Raw genomic sequence first — 23,961 nt, forward strand, 5'->3', positions numbered from 1 at the left:
CGTAGGGAGACGAACCGTGGCCTATTATCAGAACATTTTTACGCAGGTTCAGGTCCGCGCCGATGCGCCGCACCCCGGCGTTCCCGTTCCGGGAATGAAGCGAACGAGTTGGGCGACGTTTTCCCATCTTCTCGGTCGCATCGGCAATGCGCAGATCGGGCCGATCTATCTCGGCTATCTCGGCACGCTGTCGCTTGTCTTCGGATTCATCGCCTTCGAAATCATCGGCCTCAACATGTGGGCGTCGGTGAATTGGGATCCGGTGCAATTCGTGCGGCAATTGCCGTGGCTGGCGCTTGAACCGCCCAAGCCGCAATATGGAATCAAGATCTTTCCGCCGCTCAGCGAGGGCGGGTGGTGGCTGTTCGCCGGCTTCTTCCTAACGTCATCCGTGTTGCTGTGGTGGTGGCGCATGTATCGCCGGGCGCGGGCCTTGGGTCTCGGCACGCACACCGCATGGGCCTTTCTTTCAGCGATCTGGCTCTATCTGGTGCTGGGCTTCATTCGTCCGCTGCTGATGGGCAGCTGGAGTGAGGCGGTGCCGTTCGGCATTTTCCCGCATCTGGATTGGACCGCGGCCTTTTCAATCCGCTACGGCAATCTCTTCTACAATCCGTTCCACATGCTCTCGATCGCCTTCCTCTATGGATCGGCGCTGCTTTTCGCCATGCATGGCGCGACGATTCTGGCGGTCGGGCGCTTCGGCGGCGAGCGCGAGATCGAGCAGATCATCGATCGCGGCACCGCCTCAGAGCGTGCGGCGCTGTTCTGGCGCTGGACGATGGGCTTCAACGCAACGATGGAGTCGATCCACCGCTGGGCCTGGTGGTTCGCCGTGCTGTGCCCGTTGAGCGGCGGCATTGGCATTCTCCTTACCGGCACCGTCGTCGACAATTGGTATCTCTGGGGCGTGCTGCATGGCATTGCGCCGGAATATCCGCATGTCTTCGCGCCGGTCGTCGATCCTGCGCTCACCACGGGAGGCGCGCCATGAGACTGGCTTTCTCTCTCCTCGGCATCGTCGTGGCGACGTTGCTCACGGTCGCCATGCTGTTCACCCCCGGATGGGTTCGCCCGCCGATCATCAGCACACAAACCGGCTACCGCGGCACGGGCCAGGAGCAGCTCATCAGCGCTCAGAACAAGCGCATTCTGGAAGCGGCCAACGCTTTGCCGGCGCCGATCGACAAGGCGTCGCCCTCGGGCGAGCGCGCGACCAGCGCCTACAAGAACGTGAAAGTGCTGACCGACCTCAGCACGGATGAGTTCAACCGTCTGATGGTCGCCATCACGCAATGGGTGTCGCCCGACCAGGGCTGCGCCTATTGCCACACCGACGATCTCGCCGACGACGGGATTTACACCAAGATCGTTGCCCGGCGCATGATTGCAATGACGCGTGACATCAACAAGGAATGGACGTCGCATGTCGGCGATGTCGGCGTAACCTGTTACACCTGTCATCGCGGCCAGCCTGTGCCCAAAAACGTCTGGTACGAAAATCCGGGCGCGCGGCACGCTGGCGGCATGGCGGCGCATAACTATGGTTTCGGCCATCCATCGACGTCGAATGGAACGACGGCGCTTCCCGTCGATCCGTTCACGCCGCATCTGCTCGGCGACGATAATATTCGCGTCGTGGGCAAAACCGCCTTGCCGACCACGCAGGGCGCCTCCATCCAGCAAACCGAGCAGAGCTACGCGCTGATGATGCACATGTCACAAGCGCTCGGCGTTAATTGCACCTTCTGTCACAATAGCCGCGCATTCCTGGATTGGTCGCAGAGCGCGCCGCAGCGCACGGCCGCCTGGAACGGCTTGCAGATGATGCGCGAGGTGAACGCGGTCTATCTCGAAACGCTAAAATCGCTCTATCCCGCCAATAGGTTAGGCCCGCTTGGTGACAGCCCGAAGGCGAATTGCGGGACCTGTCATCAGGGCGTGAGCAAACCGCTTTATGGTCAGAGCCTGTTGAAAGACTTCCCCGAGCTCGGCGGCAAAGCCGCGCGCTGACCGTCGGCTTTCGCCCGGCCGACGGCCACATCGGCCGGGCGCTTTTTAGCCATTTTTGACAACGATGGTCGCGCACGTCTCAATACCGGCAGTTTGGTGCTTTGCTTTCGTTTCGCTGGGCGCAAAGCAGGGAGGATGACGCCGTGTGCACAGTGGAAAGCGCGCTTCAAGATGATTGCGTCAGCGTCGTTCAAAGGCAAGACGACGAAGGCGCCTATATGATTCGCATCGGAACGCTCGAGACCGTCGTCACCATTCGATTGCGGCGGACCTGGGGATCGCGGACAGCGTTTCGCCTGAGCCACGCGATTAAAACGCCGCGTCAGCCGAGCCCCTTTTGGAGCTGCGCGTCGGAGGCGGATACCCCAGGCGACGCATTGCGGAAAGCGATCAGCGGCTTCACGATGCATTATCGCAAGGCGGTGGGCGAAGGCTATGCGCCAGCCGAAGACTGGCTCGTGCCGGCCGGGAGCTAAAAGCGCGCCGCCATTGCGAGGAGCGTAAGCGACGAAGCCATCCAGGGCAGAGCGGCTAATGGATTGGTTCGGTTCGCTCGCCAAGCGGGAGGCGCTTACCAGCGCGCCTCGAAGACGCAGGCCGCGGCGCCCGTCGCCGCGCATTCTGTTTCCGTGACTCTCAGTGAAGGCCCGAGCATTTCACCGAACACACGCTCAAAGGTCGCGGCGAAATAGGTGCAGGCCGGCGCCTCTGTGCAAAGCCCTTTGCAGATCGGCGAACGGGCGATGCGTAAGCGCAGATGCGGCGCGAATTTATAGGAGAATTCGCCGCTGCCTGAAAACGTCCAGGCATGGCGCGCGATCGCCGCGACGAGAATGCGCGCCGCGAGCGGACGCGGCGTGATCTTCAGAACGCGTTGGGCCAATGCGGGAATGCGGTTGGCGAGAAGATAATCGCCGGTGCGCCGTCCCGCCTCGCGCGAGATCTCGGCGGCTTTCGTTTCGCCGAGACGGTCAATCGCCGCCCGATGCAGCCGCGCGACGTCGTCTTCGGAAATCATTTGCGTCGGCGGCGCGCAGAGATAGCGCGCAAGTCCCGCGTCTTCAAAAATGTCGCGGCGCAGCGGCGCGCCGCATGCGTTGGACAGCGCCGCCGCCATTTGCGTGATGGCGTTCGGTCCGATCAGACCGAGGCGCGCCGTCTCGCCTTCAGCGCGCGCGATGCTCATGCGGCGTCGCCGATTCGCGCATGATGGCCGGCTCGAACGGCGCGTCGTCCGCCTGCTCGACGAGCTGTTCCTTGCCGCCGCCGCAGGCCATGGCCTGCGCCGCCTCATGCATCGTGCTGGCGGGGCGCTTATGCGTGACCTGCCACTCGACGTCCTCGTCGGCGGCGCGCCGGCGCGTCGCGTCGAAGTTGAACTTCACTTTGGAGCGCGACTGCGGTCCCCAATAGTCGACTTTGCCGAGATCATAGAATTTGCGCTCAAAGCCGGCCTTGAGGAAGGCCTTGAGGCAGCCGAGGAGATAGCGTCGTCGCTGTCCGCTGCCCGCCCATGGATAGGAGAACAGCGCCTTCTTCATGTAGAAGCGACGATAATTGTTCATCACCCGATCGAGCAGTTCGCCGCGGTCCATCGCCTGCGGTTTGATGATCGGCGTGACGAAATTGTATTTTTCATAATCGAAGATTTCGACCTTGTCCCCAAGCTCCTTGAAGAGATCGGAGAACGGCCAGGGCGTATACATCGACCAGTTGGCGAGGTCCGGCTTCCAGTCCCGCGCCATCTGATAGGTTTCTTCCAGCGTTTCCGCCGTCTCGTTTTCGAGGCCGACGATGAATTGCGCCTCGACGACGATGCCGGCGCTGCGCAGCAGCTCGATCGCCTTCTTATTCTGCGCGACGGTCGTTTCCTTGTTGAAGAGATCGAGCTTTAGTTGCGCCGCCGCCTCGGTGCCAAGCGAAACATGGATCAATCCCGCTTTGCGGTAGAAGGGCAGGAGCGCTTCATCGCGCAAAATGTCGGTGACGCGGGTGTTGATACCCCAGAGAATATTGAGCTTGCGGTCGATCAGCTCCTGACAGAAGGCGACGAATTTCTTCTTGTTGATCGTCGGCTCCTCGTCGGCGAGGATGAAGAAGCCGACGCCGTGATCGCGCATCAGCGTCTCGATCTCATCGACGACTTTCTTCGGGTCGCGAATGCGGTAATCCCGCCAGAACTTCCACTGGCTGCAGAAGCTGCAGGTAAAGGGACAGCCACGCGCCATATTGGGAATGGCGACCTTCACGCCGAGCGGGATGTAACTGTATTTGTCCCAATTCAGCAGGCTCCAGTCGGCGACGATGGAATCGATGTCCTTCACCGTCGGCGCCGCGGCGGTCGCGACCGCCTTGCCGTCCTGTGCATATGCGATGCCCTTGATGGCGTCGCGTTGTGCAGGCCAGCCGCCTTCGTCGATCGTGCGCACAAGATCGACGATGATTTCCTCGCCTTCGCCGCGCACGATCGCGTCGATCCACGGCGCCTCGGCGAGCACCTGACCGTACATGAAGGTCGCATGGACGCCGCCGAGCACGGCGATGGCTCCGGGCGAGGCCTCCTTGGCGATCTGCAGCACGCGCTCCGCCTTGTAGATCGACGGCGTGATCGAGGTGACGCCGACGATATCGGGCGCATAGTCAGAGATCTCTCTGCGCAAATCCTCTTCGCCGATGTCGAAGGTCATCGCATCGATGAATTTGATGTCGGCGTAGCCGGCCTTCTTGAGTGCGCCGGAAAGATAGGCCACCCAAGCCGGCGGCCAATTGCCGGCGATCTCGGCGCCGCCGGAATGATAATTCGGATGAATGAAAAGGATGCGCATGCTTTCCCTTTCCGACGTTCAATTGCACTGATCGTAAATCATACTTGACGTTTTGCAACGGGGATTGACATTTCAGGGCGCCATGAACGCGCGACGGATCGCCTCACGGCGTGACGGTGGCCGGTTCTTCGCAGTGACGGCGCTGCGCGGCGTCCCAGAGGTCAAAAATCAATCTCGCGTGCAGGTCGGGGGCTTCCTCATGCGCCAAATGGCCGAGGTCCCTAATCTCCTGGACGCGCGAAGTGGGCAGGCGCGCGGCGATGTTGCGCGCGCTCTGCGGCCGCACGGTGCGGTCATTGGCGGCGACGATGAGCGCAAGCGGCGTGGCGAGGCGCGGCAGGTCGCGATTGAGCGCATGCAGATCCCAATGCGCCATCATGGCGAGCGCGCCTTCGACATGCGCCGGATTGCGCATCAGTCTGGCGTAAAGATCGACGCCGCGCGCGTCGAGCGTCGAGCCGGTGCCGGCGAGAAGTCGCGCCACCGCGGCGCGGTCCGCCGACCAGGCGAAATAGCGCGGCGCGAAAGGGTTGAGGAACAGGGCCTTGGCGATCGACGGCAGCACGTGGCTGGCGACGCCGCCGAATGGCGCGAACGCGCCGTTGAGCGCGACGATGAGTTGCGGCGCGATCGCCTTGTCGAGTTCGAGGCGCGCCGACACGGCGGCGCCGGCGGAGTGGCCGACGACGATCTCCGGCGCGGCCCCGAGCGCGCGCAGCAAGGCGGCGAGCGCTTTCGCCATGCCAGGCAGCGATTGCGTATGCGCGCCCGGCGACGTCGAGAAGCCGTGGCCGGGAAGGTCGGGGGCGATGACGCGAAAACGTGACGCAAGCAACGGCGCGAGGTCGCGATAGGAGTGCGCCGATGCGCCTGCCCCATGCAAGAGAAGCAGCGGCGGTCCCTCGCCCATGAGCTGCACGTGCCAGCAGACGCCGCCGGCTTCGAGCATGCGGCTGGCGTGCCGGTTCGGCCAGTCTGCGCCGTCCCTCTCAAGATCAAGGCGGACGACGGGCGCGAAGAGAAACGGGAGGATCACGGCGCCGGCGCGGCTGCGCGCACCGCCTGCGAGAGAGTCGCCGCGTCGGCGAATGGCATTTTGAGATAGCGGCCGTTCATCGCCTCGGCGATTTTGCGCGTCGGGGCGTCTGCGCCCGCCGCGGCTGCAGGCGAAGAGTCGATGGCGAGCGCCGCGAGACCCGGCGCGCGCAAACGCCGCGCCGCATCGAGCGCGTCGTCTAGCGCTTTGGCGCGATCGGGCGCGCCCTTGCGGTCGATATTGCCGCGCCCGTCGGTCAGCAAAATCAGAAGCGGCGTCTGGCCCTTGCGTTTGACGCTTTCCGCCAGCGCGCCGGCGGCGTCGAGCCCGTGCGCCAGCGGCGTGCCGCCGCCGCCCGGCAGCGCCGCGAGCAGCCGCTTGGCGCGCGCCAGCGATCGGGTCGGCGGCAGCAGGATTTCCGCGCTCTTGCCGCGGAAGGCGACGAGGGCGACGCTATCGCGCCGCACATAGCAATCGGCGAGCAGCAGTTCGATCGCGCCCTTCACCTCGCCGAGACGCTGCATGGCTGAGGAGCCCGAGGCGTCCACGACAAAGATGGCGGTGGTTTCGCGACGCTCGCGGAAACGCGTGACGCGAAAATCGTCGGCGCGCACGCGCACGGCGAGCCCCGCGTTGTCAGCCGCATGCGCGCGTCGCAGCGGCTGCCAGGGCGCGGCGGCCCGCAAGGTTTCGATGATGCAAAGGCGCCCCTCGCGCAGCGCGCCGCGCCTGGCGCCCATCGGGCGGCCGCGCCGGGCGGAGACGAGAGCGGCGCCAGACTTTCCGCCGCGCACGGAGGGCGCGCGCGTTCGTGCGTCGGTTGCGAGCCGCGCCAAAACATCGGCCGGAATGGCGGCGCGCGCGGCGGCGACGATGAGATCGTCTGGCGCCGGCGCTTCGCGCGGTTGCGCATTGTCATTCTTGGGGTCGGCGTCATTTTTCGCTGAGCCGGGCTCGTCACCCGCCTCTTCGGGAGGGACGTCGCTCTCTTCGATCGGCGGCGCGCATGTCGCGCGCGGCGCCAGCGCCAGGCAGGCGGCGACCGCGAGGTCTTCGTCGTCGACGACATCCGCGCAGCGGAGGGCGCAAGACGCGCGGGCGACGCGCAGCGCCAGCAGCGGCGCGCGCAAGGAGTCGATGCCGAGCCGCGCGGCGGCGGCGACGAGCGCTTCGATCGCCTTTGCGGGCGCGACGACCAACGGGAGGCGCGCGCGCGCCGCCGCCACCTGCGCGGCGCTTGCGTGACGCTCTTTGACGGCGCGATGGCTCACCTCCGCGAGGTCGAGATGGAACGCGAGGCGGTCGAGCAGCGCCGCCGGCGGCCGCTCGTCATCGTCATGCCCTTCATCCAGGGCGACGACCCCAATGCGCGCGTGCTGGCGGGCCGAAACACCGTCGCGCGCGAATTCGATCTCGCCTGAGTCGAGCGCCGCCGCGATACGCGCCGCCGTCGCGCCGCCAAGGCGCTCCGCCATCGTCAGCACGAGGACTCCGCCGTCGGCTTGCGCGAGCAGGCCCGTTTCGGCGACGGGCCGTCCCGCGCGCAACGTGGCGGCGAGATCCAGTCCGCCCAGCAAGCGATCGTCGGAGATGGAGAGCGGGGCGCGGCGCATCGGCGCGCCGCTCGGGAGGTAGTCGCGCAGCAGCGCGACCCAGGCGTCGCGCGCGGGCCCCGGCGGGGCTCTCAGCGAGACTCCCGAACCCAAAGGGTCAACCGCAAACAGCGCGGCGGCGTGGCTCGCGCGCGCCCAGGCGGCGGCCTCGCCGTCGCCGCTCATGCGCCGAAAATCTCCTCGATGGCGCGCGCGACGCGCGTCCCCGAGCCGATATCGTCGAGCGGATTGCGCCGCAGCCGGTGGCCGAGCGCGAAGGGCGCGACGCGCCGCAGCTGCGCGTCGCCGACGCGCTCCACGCCCTCAAAACTCGCGAGCGCGCGGGCGGCGCGCAACAGCGTCAGTTCCCCGCGCAGGCCATCGGCGCCGAGCGCGACGCATAGCATTGCGGCCTTCTCCAGCGCTTTGTCCGGCGCCGCGACGGCGCCGAGGCGTTCGCGCCCCGTCGCAATCCTGCGTCGCAGCTTGTGCTCTTCGACCGACCAGGCCTTGGCGAAGCGCGCCGGATCGCGCTCGAATGCGTCGCGCCGGCGCACGACTTCTATCCGAGTCGGGATGTCGGTCGGCGTCTTCACGTCGACGGCGAGGCCGAAGCGGTCGAGGAGCTGTGGACGCAGCTCGCCCTCTTCGGGGTTGCCGCTGCCGATCAGCACGAAGCGCGCCGGATGGCGCACGCTCAATCCCTCGCGTTCGACGACATTTTCGCCGGACGCGGCGACGTCGAGCAAGAGGTCGACGAGATGATCCTCGAGAAGATTGGCTTCGTCGATGTAGAGAAAGCCACGGTTCGCCTTGGCGAGCAGGCCGGGCTCGAACGACTTCTGGCCTTGCGTCAGCGCCCGTTCGAGATCGAGCGCGCCGACGACGCGATCCTCCGTGGCGCCGAGAGGCAGATCGACGACCGGCGCGGCGCGCAGCGTCGTTTTGAGCCCGCCCTGCGCGGCGCGTTTTTTACAGCCGTCGCAAAGCGCGGCGGTCGCTGCGGGATCGCAATTATAGGCGCAGCCGACGACCGAACGCATGGGCGGCAGCAGGCGGGCCAGCGCGCGCACCGCCGTCGATTTTCCCGTCCCGCGATCGCCGAAGACGAGCACGCCGCCGACGGAAGGATCAATCGCGGCGATCACGAAGGCGAGCTTCATGTCGTCCTGGCCGACGATCGCGGTGAAGGGAAATGGCGCGAGCGAGTCGGGCGGCGAGAAATTCTGCGCCGCGAGCGCGCCTTCAGCTTGCATGCGGCGCGCCTCGATCGCGCGCGTCGTTGTTCGTGAAAGCTTGACCGGAAGCGGCGACATGCACGGTCCTCTCGGCTTGGCGCGAAGTAAACTTACACGCCATGTGTCATTTTAAATTGACACCTTTAGCCGCTCCGCGCAAGCTCGCGTGACAGATTTAGTCAATAATCGGCCGAAATTGACGGCTGTGGCGTAGCAATTTCCTCCAACAGGGTCCATTCACTGATGTGGGCTGAATGAAACCGGGGGTCTGTTCATGTCTGCTGGCGTCAACGCCGGACGCCTTGAGGGGCTGTGGGACGCCTTAGCCGGGTCCACCGTCCGCCCGTTGGGGATCGGCTATGCCCGATAGGTCCGACACGCGCCCCGAACTGACGCTGACGCTCGACAAAGACGGCGTCATCCAGAATGTCGTGCGAGCGAAATCACTGGCGAAGGAGCCGCTCGACGCGTGGCTCGGCCGGCGCTGGGGCGAGATGATGGAGCCGGCGATCGACGACGGCGCGCTGCAGAAGATCGAAGATGTGCGCTTGCGTGGCGACTCCTCTTGTTTTCAGGTGCGTCAGCGGTTTCCAAGCGGCCGCGAACTGGCGATGGAATATACGACCTTCAGTCTTGGCAAGAAGGCGGGTTTTGTCGCGATCGGTCGTAGTCTCGAGGCGATCAGCGAACTGCAGTCGCGTCTTCAGCTCGCCCAGGAAGCGCGCGAGCGAGACTACTGGAAAATGCGCGAAATCGAGACGCGCTACCGCACGCTGTTTGATGCGACGAGCGAGGCCGTGGCTCTGGTCGGCGTCTCCGATCTGCGCGTCGTCGAGGCCAATCTCTGCGCAACCAAGAATCTTGATCTCGCCCCCGGCGCGCCCTTCCTGGCGCGGCTCGACGAGCGCGACCGGCGCGTCCTCGACGAAATGCTGGCGAAGACCCGCGAAGAAGGCCGCGCGCCGGGCGTCGTGCTGCGCGCGACGCCATTCGGCCAACTATGGAGCTTGCGCGCGTCCTTGATGAATGCGGAGTCGGGCGCGCTTTATCTTTGCCAGCTCGCGCCGATGCGTGATCAGGGCCCCGCAGCCGATAAGGCCGATGGCTTTTCGATGAGAACCTTCGTCGATCGGATGCCCGACGCCTTTGTCGTCGTCGACCGCGACGGCGTCGTACAGGCCGCAAATGACGCTTTCCTTGATCTCGTGCAGATCGGTTCGGAAGCGGCGGCGATCGGCCGTAAATTGACGCGATGGCTCTCAAACCCAGGCGCCGACGCCAATCTGGTGATTGCGCTCGTTCAAAAACACGGCGATGTGCGGCGCTTTCAGACCGCGATTGACGGAGAGCTTGGCCAATCGACCGGCGTCGAGATTTCCGCTATCGGCGACGACGCCTCGCAGCCGAGCTACTTCGGGCTGCTCATCCGCGATTCGGGTCATCGCCGTGCGACCGCAGAGGCGCCGCCACGAGCGGTCGATAATGCATCGGTTGCGGTCGACGATTTTGACAATCGAACGCTGGAGCAGATCGTCAAGATGACCACGGAAACGATCGAGCGCAAAGCCATTGCGCGTGCGCTTGAACGGTTCCGTGGCAATCGCACGGTCGCCGCCCGCCATCTGGGTTTGAGTCGGCAGAGCCTGCATGCGAAACTAAAAAAATACAAACGAGAATAGGTTACAAAAGCCATTCCATTCGCAGGCAGGGGAAGCTAAGCCGTGACCCTCGATCCCGCCGCCCCGCCAGCCTTCGGTCAGGCGAATCTTTCGAACTGCGAACGCGAGCAGATTCATTTCGCCGGGTCGGTTCAGCCGCACGGCGCGCTTCTGGCGGTTCGTGAGTCGGACGGCGTCATCGTGCAGGAGAGCGGCAACGCAGCTTCCTTTCTTGGCTACGACGAACCCTTGCGCGGCGCGCATCTGCGCAAGCTTGGCGGCGACCTCTGGAGCCGCAGCCGCCTTTACCTTGACCGTCCGGTAGACGCCATCCCCGTGGCCCTGCGGTGCGCCGCCGGCGCCCGGGCAGAGCCGCTCAATGCGCTCTTACATCGTGCGCCCCGTGGCGGCCTCATCGTCGAACTGGAATATGCAGGCCCGCCCGTGGACTATACGCTCGCAATTCAGCGGGGCGTTGACACGATCCTCTCATCCTCGAACCTGCGTGGGCTTTGCGACGCCTGCGCCGCGATGTTTCGCGAGTTGACCGGCTATGACCGTGTCATGATTTATCGCTTCGATGATGAAGGGCATGGCGAGGTCTTCTCAGAAACAAAGCGCCCGGAACTCGAAGCCTTTCTTGGCAACCGCTATCCCGCCTCCGACATTCCGCAAATCGCGCGACGTCTCTACGAGCGCAACCGCGTGCGGCTGCTCGCAGACGTGGACTACACGCCGTCGGCGCTCGAACCGCGACTTTCGCCGCTCACGGGCGAAGAGCTTGACATGTCGATGTGCTTCCTGCGCAGCGTGTCGCCCATCCATCTTCAATATTTGAAAAACATGGGCGTGGCTGGGACGCTCGTCGTGTCGCTCATGGTTGGCGGAGAACTGTGGGGCTTGATCTCCTGTCATCATTACGCGCCACGCCTTATCCAGTTCGAAATGCGCGCCGTCTGCGAATTGCTGGCTGAGGTCATGGGAACGCGCATCGCGGCGCTGGAGAGTTTCGCACAGGGCCAGGCCGACCTTTCCGTGCGCCGCCTGGAGCAGCGCATGATCGAAAGCGTGACGCGCGAGGGAGACTGGCGCGGCGCGCTGTTCGACAGAGCGCGCTCCCTGTTGCTGCCGCTCAACGCCAGCGGCGCCGCGCTGCTGTTTGAAGGCAAGACGCAAACCGTCGGCGACGTTCCTGGGTCCGAAGACATCCGCGCTCTCGGCCAGTGGCTGCAAAAGCGCCTCAACGACGGCGTCTTCGCAACGTCCGCGCTCTCGTCGCAAGAGCCCGCCTTCGCGCCTTTGACAGGGCTCGCCAGCGGAGTGATCGCGACGCGCATTTCCAGCGAGCCGGACGAACTGCTGATCTGGTTTCGCAAGGAGCGCGTGCGAACCGTGACGTGGGGCGGCAATCCATTTAAAGCGCCGTCCGACGGGGACGATCCAAACGAGCTCTCGCCCCGCCGCTCCTTCGCCCAGTGGCACCAGGTCGTCGAGGGCACCTCCGATCCTTGGACCGCCGCGGATCGCGCGGCTGCGCGGTTGATCGGCGAGAGCGTCACCGACGTGGTCGTGCAGTTTCGCTCTCTGCGAATTCTCGTCGCGCAAGATCAACTCGAACACGTCTTGCGCCAGGTTCATGCCTCCAGCCAGCAGATCGTCGTAGCGGCCGCCGACGGCGCTGTGCTCGAAGCGAATTCGGCGCTCAATCTCCTGCTTGGACTGCCGCGACCGCTTCGTCATCTCGATGAATTAAGCGCCCATTTCGCTGATCCCGACGAGGTGGAGAAAAGGTTGCGTGCGCTGCGCGACAGCCGCACGCCCTGGCGCGGCGAAGCGCTGCTCGTTGATCGAATGGGGGGAACGCGGCCGATCGCCGTACGCGCCGATCCCGTGCTGGCGTCGCGCGACCGTATATTAGGCTATGTCATTCTCTTCACCGACCTTGCCGAGCGCAGGGCGGCGGAGGCGGCGCGCCGGAATTTTCGCGACAATCTCCTCTTGAGCCAACGGCGGCTGATGCGCCGCATCGACTCGAGCGCCGCGCTCGCCATCGAGAATGTAATGTCGAGCATCATCGACAATGCGCAGCTCGCCGCGCTGGAAATCGCCGACGGTCTGGACACCGCCGGCATTCCGGACACGCTGGAGAGCGTCCGGGCTTCGGTCGCGCGCGCCGCGGAAGTGCTCGAACATATTTCGGTCGGCGGCGCCTCGACGGCGGACGGGCGCTCGGCTTCGAAAAGCTACGGCGGAAAAAAATGACCGGGCGCGCGTCCGTTCGCGAGGCGCTGCGCGCCGCGACTCGAGAGACGCATCAGCGTTTGCATCGCCATGCCGGACTTTCGGCGGCGGCGCGCGGTGCGATCGGCCTTGACGATTACCGTCAATTGCTGATGCGGCTCTATGGTTTTCACCTGGCCTTCGAGGACGCTCACGCAAGCGCCATGCAGAAGCTCGGATTGCTCACGAACTCGCGCGCTGAGCTTATTGCATTGGATCTTGCCGCGCTCGGGATCATGCGCTTCGATGTTTGCCGCCTGCCGCGGTGCGCGGCGCTGCGTGAGCCTTCGAGCGAGGCTTGCGCGCTCGGCGCGCTCTATGTCGTCGAAGGCTCTTCGCTTGGCGGCGCGCTGATCGCGACAGCGCTGGCGCCGATCGTTGGCGACGCGCGCCGGTTTTTTCTCGGCGGCCCGTCAGGCCGCGAGGTCTGGCCAAGCCTGCTAGCGCGCGTCGAGACCCTGGCGCCTGGCGTGCAACAAGCGCGCGCAATCGACGCTGCGGTTGAAACCTTTCGGATCTTCGAAGAGTGGATGTTCGATTGGCGCGCCGCCCCGTCTTGCCTCGATCGCTTGGCGGTCAGCTCCGGCAGCGAAAACTAAAGGCGGCGTTCCGTCCTAGCCTGGCGCGTCGACGCGCACGGCTGACGCAGGACCAGCTTTTTCGCCAGAATCGTCGCTGTCGCCGCATCAGACGCGGTGGCGTCCGCGCCGACCTGCGCAACGAGATTGGGATTGCGTTTGAAGAGGGGCCCCCCGACCATCACGCCGACGTCGGCGTTCGCGGAGGATTCGCGCACTGCCCGAATGGTGCGCGCCAGCGTCTCCAACTCCGACTCGGCGCTCAGCGTTATTCCGAAGACGCCAAACCAACCGCTCGCCGAAACGTCGGCGACGCCGTCGGCGTCGAGGTCCCTCTCGACGCGTACGTCCCAGGAGGCGTTGCGCATGAACACCGCAACCATGTCGACGCCGAAGACGTGCTTTTCACCGGGAAGCGTCGCGAGCAGCGCGCGCTGGCGCGGATCGCACGCCGTCGATTCCTCGACGCCGCCGAAGCGGCACATCAGCTTCTGCATTCGTGCGACGCCGAGCGTGACGTCGATGAAATCGCAGCGATCTTCTTCCCAAAGAACGCCGAGGTGACGCGCCGCTTCGGCGAGAAGTCCGACGAAAAGCGTTTCGAGCGAATGGCCCTTGGCGCGCATCTTGTCGAAGAACGCCGATGATTCTTCGCCGTCGTCGCGCGTCAACAGCGCGCCGAAGGTTTCGATCTCCTCGGTTTGAAACGCCTTCTCCGGTTCATGCGCCAACAGCGCGTGGTGCATCAGCTGGAGACGTGGAACGATGTCGTCGAGGATCACGCAGGCGAGTCGCGCCTGTCGGGCCTGGAGGTCGGATCGAACGAGGACGTCAGGCTCGGGCCATTCTTGAAATTCATTCGGGCAGGGAGTCGCGCGAGGGATCGCGCGTCGGGCTGAAGCGGGATCGAATTCGCCTAGATCGGTCATCGTCTGGCCTCCCGAGCCGGTCGACACGGCGATGGCCCGCCGGCGCCCATGCCCCGAAATCATCGTTGTTGCGTTCCGACCTTCCGAACGGACATTTCAAGCGCTACATCTTGACAGCCATCCGGTTTTTTCGGGCGAGCGGCCCCGCCTCTATTATTATGACAATGAAGAGTTTTTTAACGTTTCCTGAGTGCGCCGTTTGACCCGGAGCGGGCGCTCGCCGCTCGTAAAGCATTCAAACGCACAAAAACGCGATAGTAAAGCTTAATTGACGGTAGCTTTGCGGTAAGCTCTGGTGTGTCATGCAGCACGGACACATACGAGAGCCCGGCAATGGGCTTTAGAATCCGCTCACTGCGACATCGAGCAGGGCAGCACGATGAAAAAGACGCGCTTAATTTTTTTTGCGTTGGTCGCGTTCAGCGCCGTTACGCTCTCGCTTCACGGTTTATGGGAGACCCAGACCGGTCTTGTGATCGAACGTCTTCACATCGGCGAGACTCCTGTCACGGTCATGCGCAAGTCCGACAGTCCGCCGGCGCCGGCGATCGTGATCGCCCACGGCTTTTCCGGCTCTCAGCAATTGATGGCGCCGATCGCAACGACGCTCGCGCGAAACAACTATGTGGCGGTCACCTTCGACTTCTCCGGGCATGGCCGAAATCCGACGCCTATGCCAGGCGGACTCGCCAAACTCGAAACGAGCACGGCGGCGCTCCTCAACGACATCAACGAGGTCGTGCGCCTCGCGCAGCGTAATCCCTGGGCCGATGGGCGGGTCGCGCTTGTCGGCCATTCGATGGCCACGGATCTTGTCGTGCGTCACGCGATCCGCGATCCGCAGATCTCCGCGGTCGCGGCGTTTTCCTTTTTCGGCGAAGGCGTCACGCGCGACCAGCCAAAAAATCTCATCATCATCGACGGCGCATGGGAGTCGCAACGGCTGATCGAGGCGGGCGCGCGCGTCGTTTCGCAAGCAGCCGGCGGGACGGCGCAGGCGGGCGTCACCTATGGCGACATCGCGCGTGGAACCGGGCGCCGGCTGGCGATCGCGAGGGGCGTCGAACATATCGGCGTTCTCTATAGTCGCGACGCGATGACCGAGACGCTCAATTGGGTGAACGCGGCGTTCGGGAGAAGCGAGTCCGGCTATATCGACGCCCGCGGCCCCTGGCTCGCGCTGCTGTTTGCGGGCCTCATTGCGCTGATGCGGCCGCTCGCGCAGTTCCTACCGCAAGTCTCGCCCGTTCCGCTTGGCGCAGGGCTGCCATGGCGGCGCTTGGCGCCCATCGCCATAGCGCCAGCGTTGCTCACACCGCTTATCTTATGGAAGGCGCCGACGGATTTCCTGCCGATCCTGCTCGGCGATTATCTCGTCGCTCATCTCGCGGTCTACGGCGTCCTGATATTCGCCGGCCTGTGGCTCGCAAAAGGCGGCTTGCCAGTCCTTCGGCCGCCGCGCTGGAAGCCCTTGCTCATCGCAGCCGTCGCGCTTGCCGCTATGTACACGCTCGTTCTCGGCCTGCCGCTTGACGCCTATGTCATCTCTTACCTGCCGACGGGCGTTCGCGCGCCGCTTGTCCCAATAATGTTTATCGGTTGCGCGCTTTATTTTCTCGCCGACGAATGGATGACGCGCGGCCCGGGCGCCGCGCGCGGCGGCTATGTCTTCAGCAAGTTCTGCTTCATCGCCTCGCTTGCGATCGCGGTGGCGCTGAATCCAAGGCGGCTGTTCTTTCTCGTCATTATCGCCATCGTCATCGTCATTCTGCTGACGGTCTATGGCCTCGTTGGGAGATGGGTCTATGCGCGCACGCGCGATCCCCGCGTCGGCGCGCTCGGCGCCGCCTTCGGACTCGCCTGGGCGCTGGCCGTCACGTTCCCGATCGTCGACTGAGTCTTGCGCGGCTCCCATCGAAGCGCGAGATCGGCGAGATGCGCGAGGAAGGCCATGGCGAGACTTGCGGCGATCGCCAGCGTCGGCGCGCCCGCGAGGGCGCAGCGCAGTGCGACGAGCAGAGCCGCGCCGGCAAGCAGATTGCAGAGAAAGCCGGCTGGCGGCGGCCCGCGCCGGGTGAGTGTTCGCAGACCAAGAACGCCGATGGTTTCGAGCGCCACGAGGATCAAGATCCAGTCGATGAGTTGCGGGTTTACCACGAAGGCGCTCATGCGCGTTCCGCCGGGTGTTTGGCCTTGGGCCAATAGGTTGCGAAGGGCTTGTTCAGTTCGACCATGCGCCAGTTGAGACAGCCCGCGAAACTGACCCAGGCGAGATAGGGCAGCAGCAATGCTGCGGCGGATGTCGAGATCGCGCCGACGGCGATGACGAGCGACAGGACCGACAGCCACAGGAAAACGAGTTCGACGAGCGCCCAGTCGGGCCGCCGCAGCTTGAAGAAGAGCGGGCTCCAGGCGATGTTCAGCACGGCGTTGATCGCAAAGAGCGCCAAAAGCCACACCCGCGCCCCATCGTCCGGCGCCTGCTCCCAGGCGAGAACGCCGCTCGTCGCGGTGAGCAAAAAGATCAAAGTCCATGCCGGGCCGAACAGCCAGTTCGGCGGACGCCATGACGGAAAATTCAAGCCCTCGTACCAATCGCTGATTTCAGTGGCGAGACCGCCGAGCAGCGCCACGAGCGCGACGCTCGCGGTCGCGACTGCGACGAGAGTCCAGCGATCGGCCGCGAGCGAGTCCATCATGGCGAGGCGAGTCTCAAGAGATGCGCGAGATCCTTGAAGAAGATGCGCACATGCGCCATCGGATCCGCGCGCACGAGCTCTTTGTTCATATAGGCCTCCCAGGTGAGGCGCTGGACGTCAGGATCCTTGCAGATATTGACGAAGGCCTCGCGCAGCCGATCATTTCGATACCAGAAATATTGCATGATCCCGAGAATGAAGAAGACCCGCCCATGCAGCTTCATGAAACGCTTGCGCGCCATCGAGAGCGCGCGCGCGTCTCCCGTGCGCAGGCATTCTTCGACAGAGTCGGCCGAAAGTCGGCCGCCGAGCATGGCGTAATAAATGCCTTCGCCCGACGCGGGCGCGACGACGCCCGCAGCGTCGCCGGCGAGAATGACGTCGCGGCCGTTGTCCCAGCGCTTCAGCGGCTTTAGGGGAATTGGCGCGCCTTCGCGGCGCACGGTCGCTGCATCGGAGAGGCCCGTGCCGTCGCGCAGATCGCGCACGGAGTTTTTAAGTGAAAAGCCCTTGTTGGCGCTTCCCGTGCCGACGCTCATCGTGTCGCCATGCGGGAAAATCCAGGCGTAGAAATCCGGCGAGAGCGCGCCGCGATAATGAATCTCGCAGCGATCGGGGTCGCTGGCTTCGGCGGGCGGCGTTTCGATGACTTCATGATAGGCGAAGACAAAGCGCGTCTTGTCGGCGCCGGGCACTTCTTGGCGGCCGACCTGGGAAAGCGCGCCGTCGGCGCCGATGACGAAGCGCGCGCGCAGAGCCCGCGGCTCGGTTTCGCCCTTGGCGCGGTAATGCACGCGCGTAATGCCGTTTTCGTCGCGCGTGATCCTCTCATAGGCGCCCGTCACGCGCATCGCGCCATAAGCGGCCGCGCGGCAGCGCAGCCATTCGTCAAATTCGCAGCGGTCGACCATGCCGACGAAGCCGCCCTTGATCGGCATGTCGACGGCGACCCCCTTGGGAGAAATCATCCGCGCCGAGGAGACGCGCGCTTTCAACAGATGATCGGGTATGCCGAAATCGCGGATGAGCCGGGGCGGAATGGCGCCGCCGCACGGCTTGATGCGTCCTGCCTTGTCAATGAGCGCGACTTTGCGGCCGCGCCGCGCGAGATCATGCGCGGCCGTCGCGCCTGCCGGTCCGCCGCCGACGACAGCGACGTCAAAGAGCGCGTCTTCACTCATCAGCGGCTCCTTTAGGACTGCGCCGTCGCGACATGCGGCGGCAATGGCGCGCTCGCGCGCGCGGGCTGCGGCGAGGCGACTCGGCTCGCGAGCGCGGCCGAGACGACGAAGAGCAGGGCTTCGCCAACAAAAACGAGTGAATAGGCCGCGAGCGGCGTCACGACGGCGAGTTTCGCGAGATCGACCAGAACCGTCGCGCCGAAGCCGCCGAGACCGAAGGCGACGGCCTGCGCGGCGCCCCACAGCCCCATGCGCGTGCCGGCGCGCGCGTGCGCGCCTTCGCCTGCGAGCCCCATCATCGATCCAATCGCGGCGACCGCGAAAGCGCCGTTTGAAATGCCAAGCGCGAAAACAGATGCGCGCAGCGCCAGCGAGAGTCCGGCGTAGCCGCTTGCCGCGACGCAGATGAGCGAAGCGGCTGACGCGGCGCAGCCGGCGACGGTCCACATCCGCAGCGAGCCCAGACGCGGTCCGCCAATCCCCGTCGCGGCGAACGCGACGCCGATCATTCCGAGCAGAACGCCGCCGTGCTGGAGGCCAGCGAGCTTAGTGGTCGCGCCGGGAGTCATGCCAAAGACGACGCCGGCGAAGGGCTCAACGAGCAGTTCCTGCATGCTGTAGGCGAGCATCGAAACGAAGATGAAGATGGTGAACCGGCGCGCCGCCGACTCGCTCCACACCTGCATGAAGGCCGCACGGAAGGGCGGCCTCTGCGCCGCCGAAACGGGCGATGGGGCGTCCGTCTCCAAGCCAATGACGGCGATCGTCGCCGTCAACCAGGCCACGGAGCAGACGCAGGCCGTGACGACGACGAGGCGCTGCATCGAAAAGGGATCAAGAAAGTGCCCGGCGAGCGGCGCGCTCACCGCGAAGCCGAGGATCATCATCACCCAAACGGTCGTCGCGGCGGCGCCGCGGCGCTCAGGCGCGACGCGCGTCGCAAGCATGGCGAGCACCGACGTCCCTGCCGCGCCGGCGCCCATGCCGACGAGAAGAAAGGCGAAAGCGGCGAGCGCCAAGCCCGCGGCGAGGTTTGTCGCGGCAAGCGCCGTGGCGAGCGCTGCGCCGATTCCGCCGAGCGCCAACGCCGCGAGGCCGCCGACGATCCAGGGCGTGCGACGCCCGCCGACGTCGGCGCCATATCCCCAGGCGGGGCGCAGAACCTGGATCGCGTAATGCGAGGCGACGAGCACCCCAGGCACAAAGGCCGGCAACGCGAGTTCCACCGCCATGACGCGATTGATGGTGGAGGTCATCAGAACGACGACGGCGCCGAGCGCGGTTTGGACAAGTCCGAGCCGGATAATGCCGGACCAGGCGAGCGGCGGCGCGTTCATCGATGTCCCCCTATCCACGCATGGCGAAGGCGCTGACGAGCATGCCAAGCACGTAAAGAGTCGTGCCCGTGGCGTTATAGAAGGGCGCCTGTTCGCGGGGATGTGCGAGAAGCCTGCGCATCAGCGCGAATTGTCCGGCGAGCAGCGCCGCGACGATCGCCGCATAAACAGGGCGCTCCCAATAGGCGAGCAGTCCGACGACGAAGAACTGCGGCGCCGCCATGACGTAACAGGCAAAGCGGGCCGCCTCATTGACGCCAAGCTGCACCGGCAGCGACAGAACGCCCATGCGACGGTCGCCGTCGATCGACTTGAAGTCGTTCAGGGTCATGATGCCATGCGCGCCAAAGCTGTAGAGCAGGGCGAGCGCGATGATGCGCCAATCCGGAAGTGAGGCCGCCATGACGGCGGCGCCGGTAAACCAGGGCAGGCCTTCGTAACAGAGCGCGACGGCGGAATTGCCCCACCAGCCATTCTGCTTCAGCCGCAGCGGCGGCGCGCTGTAGATCCAGGCGAGAACGAGGCCGAGCACGGCGGCGGCGAACACCCAAAGGCCGAGCGCCGCCGCCACGGCGAGCGACAACATGGTCCAGAGGCAGGCGATGTAGAACCCCCAGCGGCCGGGAATGCGGCCGGAAGGAATTGGCCGGTTCGGCTCGTTGATGGCGTCGACGTGACGATCATACCAGTCGTTGACGGCCTGGCTCGTCGCGCAAACGAGCGGTCCGGCGAGAACCACGCCGGCGAGCGCAAAGGACCAGCGGGAGAGTGGCGAGACTCCAGACGAAACGATGCCGCAAGCAAAGGCCCACATCGGCGCGAACCATGTGATGGGCTTGAGAAGCTCGAGAACGGCGGCAGGTTTCGGCGTCTGCATCATGCGACGCTATGCTTGACGCTAATTTATGTCAACCTAGATTTACACAAAGGCTGCGGACGCGGCGTCACTCGCCGTCGCCCGCCGCTTCATCGTCGTCGAGGTCGCCTAGCCCGTAGCGGCGCAGCTTGGTGTAGAGACCCTGGCGGCTGAGGCCGAGCATTTCGGCCGCCGAGGCGCGATTGTCATGCGTCAGCTCCAGCGCGGCTTCGATGCACAATCGTTCGATGAGATCGGTGGTTTCGCGCACGAGATTCTTCAGCGGCACGCGGCCGACAAGATCGGCGAACTGCTCGGCGGTTCGCGGCAGCTCATGGCCGCCGAGCCGCTCGCGGCCGGCGCGCCAGCCGGCGCTGCGGATGCAAAAACCAAGATAGTGGCGTGCGCCCTCGGCGACGTCGACGGCGGAGATCTCGACATCTTCGGAGGAGCCGTATTGGCCGCGCGCGAGCGTCGAGAAATGGCGCACGACGCCATGCGTCTGGAGATTGGCGAAGAGCACCTCGGCGTCGACCCCGGGCCGCCCGATCCAGCGCTCGATCGATTCGCCGCGCATCTGTTCCTCCGAGCCGGCTTGCGCCAGATCCACGAAAGCCGCATTGGCGGCAAGAATCCGTCGGTTGCTATCGGTCAACGCGAAGGCGTCCGGCATCCGCTCGAGCGCGTTGAGCATGCCGGTCTTTTCGCCCGAGAGCGCCGTTGCGCCGCCCATCCGCGACAGTATGACAATGATGTTGGCGGCGCCGTCCTGCCGAAATAGCGCGCCAGACAGCAGCAGCGATTCCCTGGTTTCGGAGAGCTGGGCGTGGACATTGTCGACGCGCGGCGCGACGAGCAGCGCGGTGACGAAAGACTGCGCGGCGCGGCGGCTCGCCTCGTCGAAGAGATCGCCGAAAGGGGCGCCGACGATTTTTTTGGCGGCTTTGCCGACCAGCGCGACCGCCGCGGGATTGGCCTCGGCGATCCGACTGCCGGAGCCGTCGAGGATTAAGATCGCCTCTGAGGAGAGCTGGAACAGCAGCCGATAGCGCTTCTCGGCGTTGCGGATGCGGTGATATTCGCGCTCCATCTCCTGCTGCGCCTCGGCGACGCGCTGCTGCAGCGCGGCGAGCGGCCGAAGATCGCGGCCGAACGCGACGATGGCGCCGCCGGCCGGCACGGCGCTGTAGCGGATCGGGAGGTCTGGGCCGGAAGGCGCCGGGTGGTTGACCTGCCGCCCGCGTGGCGTCGTCCCCTTTTGCGCGTCGCGCAGCAGCGCTTCGATTTTCGGCCGGCTCTCGATTGTCACCGTATCGATCCAAGGCCGACCGACCCATTCGCGCACGGGCGCATTGCATTCGGCGCTGGCCGCCGCGTCGATGATGACGCCTTTCGCGTCAACGATGAGCGTCAAATCGGCGGCGGCGGCGAGAAGGCCGGCGATTCCTTGCGCATCAAGCGCGCCGAGCCGTGCGTCGGCGCTTAGAAATCCCGTCGTGGTCGCGGAGGAGGGCGCGTCGCTCACAAAGAGTTTCTTTCGGTTTCGACCAGATTCTCCGACAGGCGGTCTGTGCGTTGATGCTTACAAACTCGCCCAAAGCTTAGCAAGAAGGCTGCCTCTCTCGGCCACCCCACGCCGCAACCGGCGCTCGCATGCGATATTGCGCGCATTGCTCAAGACCTTCCGGCCGAGTCTCGCTGTAATGGCCGGGACGCGTCGCAATCGTCGCGCGTCGATAAAAATTTTCCGAGTCCAACTGGGACGCCCGCCGGCGCCTACTTTCAAAGGACCATAAACCAGGACGGCGGTTTTGTCATGTAAACATAACGTCAATTTTAGTTGACACTTTCCGGCAAACGGCCTTAAGCTTCCTCCAAGGGTGAAACGCACCGCGCGCAAACGGAGCAAATCACTCGCAAAAACAATGCGGCGCGAGGAAGCGGGCATGAGCGATCACCGGCCTCAAATTGCCAGACCGCTGTATACGGCTGAGGAGCGCCGCCGCCGCGACGCGTCGGTTTGGACCCTCGTCCAGGGCGTGCTCGCGCCCGCCCAGTTCTTCGTCTTTCTCGTCAGCCTGATTCTCGTGCTGCGCTATCTCGCCACCGGAGAGGGCGAAGCCGCCGCGACGGCGTCGGTCGTCGTCAAGACGCTGGCGCTCTACGCCATCATGATCACCGGCTCCATCTGGGAGAAAGAGGTCTTCGGCCGCTATCTCTTCGCCCCGGCGTTCTTCTGGGAAGATGTGTTCAGCATGCTGGTGCTGGCGCTGCACACGGCCTATCTCGCCGCGCTCGCCTGTGGTTGGCTCGATGCGCGCGGCCTGATGTTCCTCGCGCTCGCCGCTTACGCGGCCTATGTCGTCAACGCCACGCAGTTCCTGCTCAAGCTGCGCGCCGCGCGCCTGCAGGAGCCTGCACGCGACAAAACCGAAATGGAATGCGCGCTATGAATGCGCTCGCGCCACTTTCGGGACTCGCCAATGGCGCCTGCGACGCTGCGCCCGTCATTCAGGAGCGCGCCCAGCGCGAAGTGTTCTGCGGATTGACCGGCATCGTCTGGCTCCACCGCAAGATTCAGGACGCGTTCTTCCTCGTCGTCGGCTCGCGCACATGCGCGCATCTCATACAGTCGGCGGCGGGCGTGATGATCTTCGCCGAGCCGCGCTTCGCCACCGCCATTCTCGAGGACCGCGATCTCGCCGGCGTCGCCGACATCGACGACGAACTCGACGCCGTCGTCGATCGGCTGCTGGCGCGACGCCCCGAAATCAAGCTTCTGTTTCTTGTCGGCTCCTGCCCGTCGGAAGTGATCAAGATCGATCTCTCGCGGGCGGCCGCGCGCCAATCGAGACAGCACGCGCCGCGCGTGCGCATTCTCAGCTATTCGGGCAGCGGCATTGAGACGACGTTCACGCAGGGCGAAGACGCCTGTCTCGCCGCTCTCGTCCCAACGCTTCCGCCCGAGCCGGAAAATGTTTCGCAATCGCTGCTGGTCGTCGGCGCGCTCGCCGATATCGTCGAGGACCAGTTCGCCCGCCTCTTCGACGTGTTGGGCGTCGCGCCCGTTCGCTTCCTCCCCATGCGGCGCGCCGCCGACCTGCCGCCGGTCGGCCCCAACACGTCGTTTCTCCTCGCCCAGCCCTTCCTCGCCGATACGGCGCATGCGCTGCAGGAGCGGGGCGCCCGCTGGATCGAGGCGCCGTTTCCGCTCGGCGCTGAAGGCACGACGCTCTGGCTGCGCGCAGCAGCGAACGCCTTCGGAGTTTCCGAGGCGCGTTTCGACGCAGTGACGTCGCCGGCGCGCGCGCGCGCGGAGCAGGCGCTCGCCCATTATCGCGACGCGCTCGCCGGCAAGCGCGTCTTCCTCTTCCCGGACTCGCAGCTCGAGCCGGCGCTTGCGCGTTTTCTCGCCCGCGAAATGGCGATGCGGATCGTCGAGATCGGCACGCCCTATCTGCATCGTCGTCACATGGCGGCCGAACTCGATCTGCTGCCGAATGACGCGCCGATCGTCGAAGGCCAGCACGTTGAAAGGCAGCTCGATCGCTGTCGCGCCGCGCGTCCCGATCTTGTCGTCTGCGGACTTGGTCTCGCCAATCCTCTGGAGGCGGAAGGCTTTGCGACGAAATGGTCGATCGAACTGCTGTTCTCGCCCATTCAGGGTTACGACCAGGCCGGCGATCTCGCCGAACTCTTCGCGCGGCCGCTCAACCGCCGCGCCCGGCTCGAGGTCTAG

Annotated in this window: 21 protein-coding genes; 9 read left to right on the forward strand and 12 right to left on the reverse strand. The window is 65.1% G+C overall.

The genetic code is table 11. The features are described from left to right. The first annotated feature begins 16 nt into the window (after positions 1-16). The 3 genes from pufM (at position 17) to A3OO_RS0105500 (ending at position 2,489) form a co-directional block, all read left to right on the forward strand. Positions 17-994, forward strand: a complete 978-nt coding sequence (gene pufM / locus A3OO_RS0105490; RefSeq protein WP_018406831.1) for a photosynthetic reaction center subunit M — start codon at positions 17-19, stop codon at positions 992-994. Further along, a complete protein-coding gene (pufC, locus tag A3OO_RS0105495) occupies positions 991-2,013 on the forward strand; it encodes a photosynthetic reaction center cytochrome PufC (protein ID WP_018406832.1) in 1,023 nt (340 codons plus the stop codon). The genes pufM and pufC overlap by 4 nt, the downstream gene beginning before the upstream one ends. Positions 2,014-2,231: 218 nt before the next feature. Then, positions 2,232-2,489, forward strand: a complete 258-nt coding sequence (locus A3OO_RS0105500; RefSeq protein WP_239755188.1) for a hypothetical protein — start codon at positions 2,232-2,234, stop codon at positions 2,487-2,489. A gap of 95 nt (positions 2,490-2,584) precedes the next feature. Here A3OO_RS0105500 and bchJ read toward each other — a convergent pair whose 3' ends face one another. The 5 genes from bchJ to bchI form a co-directional block, all read right to left on the reverse strand. Further along, on the reverse strand, positions 2,585-3,199 hold the full coding sequence (bchJ, locus tag A3OO_RS0105505) for a bacteriochlorophyll 4-vinyl reductase (RefSeq protein WP_018406834.1): 615 nt from the start codon (positions 3,197-3,199) through the stop codon (positions 2,585-2,587). Then, a complete protein-coding gene (bchE, locus tag A3OO_RS0105510; RefSeq protein ID WP_018406835.1) occupies positions 3,180-4,838 on the reverse strand; it encodes a magnesium-protoporphyrin IX monomethyl ester anaerobic oxidative cyclase in 1,659 nt (552 codons plus the stop codon). The genes bchJ and bchE overlap by 20 nt, the downstream gene beginning before the upstream one ends. Before the next feature lie 103 nt (positions 4,839-4,941). Further along, positions 4,942-5,874 (reverse strand): alpha/beta fold hydrolase BchO, encoded by a 933-nt coding sequence (bchO, locus tag A3OO_RS0105515; RefSeq protein WP_018406836.1) that lies wholly within the window; start codon positions 5,872-5,874, stop codon positions 4,942-4,944. After that, entirely contained in the window at positions 5,871-7,652 is a 1,782-nt protein-coding gene (locus A3OO_RS0105520; RefSeq protein WP_018406837.1) for a magnesium chelatase subunit D, read from the reverse strand. Before A3OO_RS0105520 ends, bchO begins: the two co-directional genes overlap by 4 nt. After that, the gene (bchI, locus tag A3OO_RS0105525; RefSeq protein WP_051080381.1) at positions 7,649-8,722 is read right to left on the reverse strand and encodes a magnesium chelatase ATPase subunit I; all 1,074 of its coding nucleotides are present in this window, start codon (positions 8,720-8,722) and stop codon (positions 7,649-7,651) included. The genes A3OO_RS0105520 and bchI overlap by 4 nt, the downstream gene beginning before the upstream one ends. Positions 8,723-9,063: 341 nt before the next feature. Here bchI and ppsR (A3OO_RS21170) point away from each other — a divergent pair, with 341 nt between their 5' ends. From ppsR (A3OO_RS21170) to A3OO_RS22530, 3 genes are read left to right on the forward strand one after another with little or no spacing between them, the layout of a single operon-like run. After that, positions 9,064-10,383 (forward strand): transcriptional regulator PpsR, encoded by a 1,320-nt coding sequence (gene ppsR, locus A3OO_RS21170; protein ID WP_018406839.1) that lies wholly within the window; start codon positions 9,064-9,066, stop codon positions 10,381-10,383. A gap of 42 nt (positions 10,384-10,425) precedes the next feature. After that, on the forward strand, positions 10,426-12,624 hold the full coding sequence (locus A3OO_RS0105535; protein ID WP_018406840.1) for a GAF domain-containing protein: 2,199 nt from the start codon (positions 10,426-10,428) through the stop codon (positions 12,622-12,624). Beyond that, positions 12,621-13,241 (forward strand): biliverdin-producing heme oxygenase, encoded by a 621-nt coding sequence (locus A3OO_RS22530; protein WP_018406841.1) that lies wholly within the window; start codon positions 12,621-12,623, stop codon positions 13,239-13,241. The genes A3OO_RS0105535 and A3OO_RS22530 overlap by 4 nt, the downstream gene beginning before the upstream one ends. On the opposite strand, the gene A3OO_RS21180 is transcribed toward A3OO_RS22530, so the two are convergent. Continuing rightward, positions 13,238-14,149: a cobalamin B12-binding domain-containing protein gene (locus tag A3OO_RS21180; RefSeq protein WP_198008758.1), complete on the reverse strand. Its 912-nt coding sequence runs from the start codon at positions 14,147-14,149 to the stop codon at positions 13,238-13,240. The two genes, A3OO_RS22530 and A3OO_RS21180, sit on opposite strands and share 4 nt — an antisense overlap. Positions 14,150-14,528: 379 nt before the next feature. On the opposite strand from A3OO_RS21180, the gene A3OO_RS0105550 reads away from it, so the two are divergent. After that, positions 14,529-16,046 (forward strand): alpha/beta fold hydrolase, encoded by a 1,518-nt coding sequence (locus A3OO_RS0105550; RefSeq protein WP_018406843.1) that lies wholly within the window; start codon positions 14,529-14,531, stop codon positions 16,044-16,046. On the opposite strand, the gene A3OO_RS21185 is transcribed toward A3OO_RS0105550, so the two are convergent. From A3OO_RS21185 to ppsR (A3OO_RS0105580), 6 genes are all read right to left on the reverse strand, one after another. Next, a complete protein-coding gene (locus tag A3OO_RS21185; protein WP_018406844.1) occupies positions 15,953-16,318 on the reverse strand; it encodes a hypothetical protein in 366 nt (121 codons plus the stop codon). The genes A3OO_RS0105550 and A3OO_RS21185 overlap by 94 nt on opposite strands. Beyond that, positions 16,315-16,845 (reverse strand): TspO/MBR family protein, encoded by a 531-nt coding sequence (locus A3OO_RS0105560; protein WP_018406845.1) that lies wholly within the window; start codon positions 16,843-16,845, stop codon positions 16,315-16,317. Before A3OO_RS0105560 ends, A3OO_RS21185 begins: the two co-directional genes overlap by 4 nt. Further along, complete coding sequence (locus tag A3OO_RS0105565) at positions 16,845-18,029, reverse strand: geranylgeranyl diphosphate reductase (RefSeq protein ID WP_018406846.1); 1,185 nt, start codon at positions 18,027-18,029, stop codon at positions 16,845-16,847. Before A3OO_RS0105565 ends, A3OO_RS0105560 begins: the two co-directional genes overlap by 1 nt. 11 nt (positions 18,030-18,040) lie before the next feature. Continuing rightward, positions 18,041-19,366, reverse strand: a complete 1,326-nt coding sequence (locus A3OO_RS0105570; protein WP_018406847.1) for a BCD family MFS transporter — start codon at positions 19,364-19,366, stop codon at positions 18,041-18,043. A gap of 10 nt (positions 19,367-19,376) precedes the next feature. Next, positions 19,377-20,243 (reverse strand): chlorophyll synthase ChlG, encoded by an 867-nt coding sequence (chlG, locus tag A3OO_RS0105575; RefSeq protein WP_018406848.1) that lies wholly within the window; start codon positions 20,241-20,243, stop codon positions 19,377-19,379. 67 nt (positions 20,244-20,310) lie between these two features. Then, on the reverse strand, positions 20,311-21,747 hold the full coding sequence (gene ppsR, locus A3OO_RS0105580; protein ID WP_018406849.1) for a transcriptional regulator PpsR: 1,437 nt from the start codon (positions 21,745-21,747) through the stop codon (positions 20,311-20,313). 421 nt (positions 21,748-22,168) lie between these two features. Between ppsR (A3OO_RS0105580) and bchF the strand changes: the two genes are divergently transcribed. Together bchF and A3OO_RS0105590 are read left to right on the forward strand one after the other, a co-directional pair. After that, positions 22,169-22,675 carry a 2-vinyl bacteriochlorophyllide hydratase gene (gene bchF / locus A3OO_RS0105585; protein WP_026222722.1) on the forward strand — a complete coding sequence of 169 codons (507 nt, stop codon included), beginning with the start codon at positions 22,169-22,171 and terminating at the stop codon, positions 22,673-22,675. Further along, positions 22,672-23,961 (forward strand): ferredoxin:protochlorophyllide reductase (ATP-dependent) subunit N, encoded by a 1,290-nt coding sequence (locus A3OO_RS0105590; protein WP_018406851.1) that lies wholly within the window; start codon positions 22,672-22,674, stop codon positions 23,959-23,961. Before bchF ends, A3OO_RS0105590 begins: the two co-directional genes overlap by 4 nt.

The sequence above is a fragment of the Methylocystis rosea SV97 genome (genome assembly GCF_000372845.1).
GTDB lineage: Bacteria > Pseudomonadota > Alphaproteobacteria > Rhizobiales > Beijerinckiaceae > Methylocystis > Methylocystis rosea.

Excerpts from the sequence above, each read along its gene's own strand:
- A3OO_RS0105550 (WP_018406843.1), top strand. The coding sequence starts at position 14,529 with ATGAAAAAGACGCGCTTAATTTTTTTTGCGTTGGTCGCGTTCAGCGCC.
- bchF (WP_026222722.1), top strand. The coding sequence starts at position 22,169 with ATGAGCGATCACCGGCCTCAAATTGCCAGACCGCTGTATACGGCTGAG.
- ppsR (WP_018406839.1), top strand. The coding sequence starts at position 9,064 with ATGCCCGATAGGTCCGACACGCGCCCCGAACTGACGCTGACGCTCGAC.
- bchE (WP_018406835.1), bottom strand. The coding sequence starts at position 4,838 with ATGCGCATCCTTTTCATTCATCCGAATTATCATTCCGGCGGCGCCGAG.
- A3OO_RS0105500 (WP_239755188.1), top strand. The coding sequence starts at position 2,232 with ATGATTCGCATCGGAACGCTCGAGACCGTCGTCACCATTCGATTGCGG.
- A3OO_RS0105570 (WP_018406847.1), bottom strand. The coding sequence starts at position 19,366 with ATGAACGCGCCGCCGCTCGCCTGGTCCGGCATTATCCGGCTCGGACTT.
- A3OO_RS0105565 (WP_018406846.1), bottom strand. The coding sequence starts at position 18,029 with ATGAGTGAAGACGCGCTCTTTGACGTCGCTGTCGTCGGCGGCGGACCG.
- A3OO_RS22530 (WP_018406841.1), top strand. The coding sequence starts at position 12,621 with ATGACCGGGCGCGCGTCCGTTCGCGAGGCGCTGCGCGCCGCGACTCGA.
- A3OO_RS0105590 (WP_018406851.1), top strand. The coding sequence starts at position 22,672 with ATGAATGCGCTCGCGCCACTTTCGGGACTCGCCAATGGCGCCTGCGAC.
- pufC (WP_018406832.1), top strand. The coding sequence starts at position 991 with ATGAGACTGGCTTTCTCTCTCCTCGGCATCGTCGTGGCGACGTTGCTC.
- chlG (WP_018406848.1), bottom strand. The coding sequence starts at position 20,243 with ATGCAGACGCCGAAACCTGCCGCCGTTCTCGAGCTTCTCAAGCCCATC.
- A3OO_RS21185 (WP_018406844.1), bottom strand. The coding sequence starts at position 16,318 with ATGAGCGCCTTCGTGGTAAACCCGCAACTCATCGACTGGATCTTGATC.
- bchJ (WP_018406834.1), bottom strand. The coding sequence starts at position 3,199 with ATGAGCATCGCGCGCGCTGAAGGCGAGACGGCGCGCCTCGGTCTGATC.
- A3OO_RS0105520 (WP_018406837.1), bottom strand. The coding sequence starts at position 7,652 with ATGAGCGGCGACGGCGAGGCCGCCGCCTGGGCGCGCGCGAGCCACGCC.
- A3OO_RS0105560 (WP_018406845.1), bottom strand. The coding sequence starts at position 16,845 with ATGGACTCGCTCGCGGCCGATCGCTGGACTCTCGTCGCAGTCGCGACC.
- bchI (WP_051080381.1), bottom strand. The coding sequence starts at position 8,722 with ATGCAAGCTGAAGGCGCGCTCGCGGCGCAGAATTTCTCGCCGCCCGAC.
- A3OO_RS21180 (WP_198008758.1), bottom strand. The coding sequence starts at position 14,149 with ATGACCGATCTAGGCGAATTCGATCCCGCTTCAGCCCGACGCGCGATC.